Annotated in this window: 5 protein-coding genes; 1 reads left to right on the top strand and 4 read right to left on the bottom strand. The window is 65.6% G+C overall.

The window, feature by feature from the left end:
- Positions 1-260: 260 nt before the first annotated feature.
- The 3 genes from IC66_RS0121545 to IC66_RS0121535 all read right to left on the bottom strand — a co-directional run bounded on the left by IC66_RS0121545 (position 261) and on the right by IC66_RS0121535 (position 2,171).
- Entirely contained in the window at positions 261-1,340 is a 1,080-nt protein-coding gene (locus IC66_RS0121545) for a YeeE/YedE family protein (protein WP_038948999.1), read from the bottom strand.
- A 73-nt stretch (positions 1,341-1,413) separates the two neighbouring features.
- Positions 1,414-1,764, bottom strand: a complete 351-nt coding sequence (locus tag IC66_RS0121540) for an ArsR/SmtB family transcription factor (RefSeq protein ID WP_018316042.1) — start codon at positions 1,762-1,764, stop codon at positions 1,414-1,416.
- A gap of 35 nt (positions 1,765-1,799) precedes the next feature.
- A complete protein-coding gene (locus tag IC66_RS0121535) occupies positions 1,800-2,171 on the bottom strand; it encodes a thioredoxin (protein ID WP_038948998.1) in 372 nt (123 codons plus the stop codon).
- A gap of 103 nt (positions 2,172-2,274) precedes the next feature.
- On the opposite strand from IC66_RS0121535, the gene IC66_RS0121530 reads away from it, so the two are divergent.
- Positions 2,275-3,006, top strand: coding sequence for a cytochrome c biogenesis CcdA family protein (locus tag IC66_RS0121530; RefSeq protein WP_038948997.1), 732 nt, complete (start codon positions 2,275-2,277; stop codon positions 3,004-3,006).
- Positions 3,007-3,008: 2 nt separating this feature from the next.
- Here the strand turns inward: IC66_RS0121530 and IC66_RS0121525 are convergent, their stop codons facing one another.
- Positions 3,009-3,713, bottom strand: coding sequence for a hypothetical protein (locus IC66_RS0121525; RefSeq protein WP_049806594.1), 705 nt, complete (start codon positions 3,711-3,713; stop codon positions 3,009-3,011).
- Positions 3,714-3,848 lie beyond the last annotated feature (135 nt).

Here is a 3,848-nt window from a genome sequence, read left to right as displayed (position 1 = left end):
GATCGGCACCACCTGTATGCTGCTGTGCGGTTCTTACTGCGTGCGCTTTTCGCGCAGCGGACCGCGGGTGCGAGCCAGCACCCGGCCTTCCCTGCGCCCTCTTGGATTGGAGGGTCGCGAGACGAAGCAAAGCTCGGGCGAATTGCGCCGCGAGAATGCGAAGGTGTGTCTGCCGTCATGCTTGAAGGGGCAACCGGGCTGCAGGAGGATACGAGGCCGGCAGTTCGACGGCGATTTGACGCCGATCCGCGTTTTTCGATTTAGGTCGAGACCCCGAACAGTCTGCGCACCGCCGGCAGCCACTCGCCGGTCATCGTGAACTCGAGCCCAAGGCGCGCGCCGCAGGCGATGGCCAACATCGTGACGGGGGCCGAAACCGCGAGCGTCGACAGCGCGCTCAGGCCCTGACCGATGGTGCAGCCCATCGACATGATGCCGCCGATGCCCATCAGCAGCGCGCCGATCATGTGACGTTTCAACTCGCGTGCGTCGTCGCACGCTTCCCAGCGGAAGCCGCGCGCGAGCATCGCGGCGGCAAACGAACCTGCGACGACGCCGGCAACCGAGCCGATGCCGAAATTGAGCCGCGCGCCGGAGAAGGTGGCGACGTAAAGGATGGCATCACCAAGCGGCGCCACGAAGCTGAGCGAGGAGACCCGCGCGGGATCGAACTCGTCGTCGGCAAGCCATCCGGTGGCAAACCAGCCGAACGCGATTGCTGCGCCGACGGCAAGACCGGAGGCGAGCAGCCGCGGCGACCGGATCAGCCTGCCATCCGCAAGGGCCCAGAAGGCCAGCGCGGCGGAAATCGCCACGACGAGGATCGCGCGCATCGCGCTGCCTGCGCCGAGCAGCGACGTCAAGGTCTGGGTGCTTCCCTCGGGCAGCCTCACCGACAACGGCTCGATCAGCATCAGCCGCAGCATGCCGGTGATGCCACGCATGGTCGCGAGCGCCGACAGGCCGAGCACGAGAAAGACCACGATGGCCCTTAGATCGCCGCCACCGACGCGCACCAGCGTGCCGAAGCCACAGGTGCCGACCAGCGCCATGCCGACGCCGAACATCAGACCGCCGATGATCGCACCGCCAAGACCGATCGACGCCGTGAGGTAGATTGACCGCGACAGATCGACAATGCCGAACGCGGCGAGCGCCTGGGTCGCGAGCAGGGCGACTGCCGCGGCCAGCGCGAAGGATTTCAGCCGACGAAAATCCGATCCGAAGAATGCGTCCTCGAGCATCGCCAGCGTACAGAAACGACCCGCTCGGCCGGCAACGCCGAGCACGGCGCCGGCGGCAAGCCCGCATGCAAACGCTATGGTCGAAGGGCTCAGCATTCCTCCCGCTTCGTTTTTGGTTCTGCCTTGCGGGTAGTCTGCGCCGGTGGGCGCGAAAATCCAGCGCGGAGAACTACCGGCGGCGCCGGCGTACCGGCTCGCAGAACACGTCGTAGACGGCGGTGAGAATCTTGCGAACGTCCTCGCTGGCGAGACTGTAGTAGATCGTCTTGCCGTCGCGGCGGGTCGTCACCAGCCGATCGAGCCGCAACCGCGCGAGCTGCTGGGAGACGGTCGATTGGCGTTCGCCCAGGAACTGCTCGAGCTCGGTCACGGACTTCTCGCCCTCGGCGAGGATGCACAGCAGCAGCAATCGGGACTCGTGCGACAGCGCCTTGAGCATGTCGCTGGCCTCGCGCGCCTTCTCGATCATCTGCTCGAGTTCGGCGGAGCCCTCGATATCCTTCAGCTTTGGCAACGGCATCGCGTCAAGTTCCTCTCAGAAAATCCGCAAGGTGGTCACGACCTCCCGGGTTCCGATCCCGTGTTTGACAGGATTCGGTCCAACAGGCCGAAGAAGAAGGCATCGCCGGGATAGCCGCGAATGCGCCCGATCTCACGGCCCTCTTGTACCACGACGAAGGTCGGCGTGAAGGGACCCGGATCGATTCCGGCGAGATCGGCGGGAAGGGGCCTGTTCAGGTCGACCCGTCGCAGCGGCGCGGCCCGGCCTTCGTCGGTCTTGCCGTAGATCGGGGCGATCTCGGCGTTGAAGCGCGCGCACCAGACGCAGCCAGCGCGCTCGAGCATGACGAGCTCGGCGGCGCGCGAGGCCATCGCGGGCAGCGCGAGCCCGGCGGCCAGGGCGAGCAAAACGACGATTCTGTTCATGCTGCGTAACCGGCCCTTTGCGGACTTGCTTGGCGGACTTGCTTGCAAACGTCCCTGGGGCTTATATCATTAAATTCGTATATGTGCTAGGGATGGGGCGGAAATGACCTTGGACGTCACGCTTGGTGCGGCCTTCGTCGCGGGCCTGTTGTCGTTCCTGTCGCCCTGCATCCTGCCCCTGGTGCCGCCTTTCCTGTGCTACATGGCCGGCGTCTCGGTCACGGATCTATCCGGCGACAGGCCGGATCTGCGGCCACGGATCCTGCTCTCCGCGCTGGCCTTCGTGGCGGGCTTTTCGCTGGTGTTCGTCGCGCTCGGCTCGACCGCCTCGATCGCGGGACGCTTCATTTCCGTGCATCTGTCGACGCTCGGCATCGTCGCCGGCGGGCTGATCATCGTCATGGGCTTGCATTTTCTGGGGCTGCTCAGGATTCCGCTGCTCTATCGCAGCGCGACCGTGCAGGTCGACAACCGCCCGGCCGGCGTGGCGGGGGCCTTCGTCATGGGCCTGGCCTTTGCGTTTGGCTGGACGCCCTGTGCCGGCCCCATCCTCGCCGCCGTGCTGCTGATGGCTGGCTCGGAGGACACGACCGGGCGGGGCGCACTGCTGCTGCTCGCCTATTCGGTCGGGACCGGCATTCCCTTCCTGATCGCGGCGGCCTTCACCGGCCGCTTCATTGCCGCGCTCGGTCGTGTGCGCCGGCATCTCGGCCTGATCGAGAAGACGATGGGCGTATTCCTGGTCGCGACGGGTCTGATGTTCCTGACCGGCTTGATGCCCGCGGTCTCGCAATGGCTGCTCGAGTATTTCCCTGCATTGACCAGCATCGGCTGAGGCTAGCCGTAACGGAAGTCGAGCAACTGGGCAAAGGACTGCAACTCGATGAGGTAACGATGCACGAGGGGGCCGTCGCCCGCCATCGCGGCATGAGCGATCTCGCCGCTGCTGGCGATTGCGCCGTCGATCAGGCGGCGGAATTCACCTTGGGCCGCGATCTCGCTGTTTGCCCATTCGTTACAGCGTTGAAGCCGATCGCGGAACGCGCCTGCAGTGGCAACGGTCTCCTCGGCGTTTGCGGGTGCCGGCCGTTCGCCATACCCGATGGCTGCGACACGCAGCGTTTCCATGGCGGGCGCGATCTCGAAGATGCAATCGCCGAGATCGTAGAGGCCTGCGCGACGCCTGAGCGCGTGAGAAGCCTGCCGGAGCGCAAGCAGCTCGCGGCCGGCGGCGACATCGTCTCCGCGGTCCAGTGCAGCCGTCGCCGTCGCCAGCCGTTCGCGACCTCCGTCGAAAAATCTCGACAACTCGGACGGTCCGTCAGCGGGCAGGGAAGCGAGCCGCTTCCACCCGGCGACCGCCTCGTCGGTCTCGATCTGTGCCAGCGCGATATTTCCGGTGCGCGCATAGCTCGCAGCGGTGCGCAGATTGGCCATGATCGGCGCCATCGCCGATGCGACATCCGCAAGTCTATCGGCTTCCGCACCGAGCGCGAGCGCGCTCGAGGCCAGCCATGCCAGCAGCACGATGGTGCAGCGCAAGATCGGATCTCCTTGTCACATTCGTGTATTCGAATATCATAATGAAAATGAGCAGCGCGCAAGATCTTCCGATACACGAAACCCCGACGTCGCTTCGCACGCCGACGCGACGCGGCGTCCTCGCATTCGCAGCAG

The sequence above is a fragment of the Bradyrhizobium genomosp. III genome (assembly GCF_000261705.1).
Classification (GTDB): Bacteria; Pseudomonadota; Alphaproteobacteria; order Rhizobiales; family Xanthobacteraceae; genus Bradyrhizobium; species Bradyrhizobium ottawaense.
The sequence above is the reverse complement of the archived record's forward strand: the minus strand, read 5'-3'. Positions and strand labels throughout refer to the sequence as shown.

Coding starts and splice junctions, on each gene's coding strand:
- IC66_RS0121545 (WP_038948999.1), bottom strand. CDS start 1,340: ATGCTGAGCCCTTCGACCATAGCGTTTGCATGCGGGCTTGCCGCCGGC.
- IC66_RS0121535 (WP_038948998.1), bottom strand. CDS start 2,171: ATGAACAGAATCGTCGTTTTGCTCGCCCTGGCCGCCGGGCTCGCGCTG.
- IC66_RS0121530 (WP_038948997.1), top strand. CDS start 2,275: ATGACCTTGGACGTCACGCTTGGTGCGGCCTTCGTCGCGGGCCTGTTG.
- IC66_RS0121540 (WP_018316042.1), bottom strand. CDS start 1,764: ATGCCGTTGCCAAAGCTGAAGGATATCGAGGGCTCCGCCGAACTCGAG.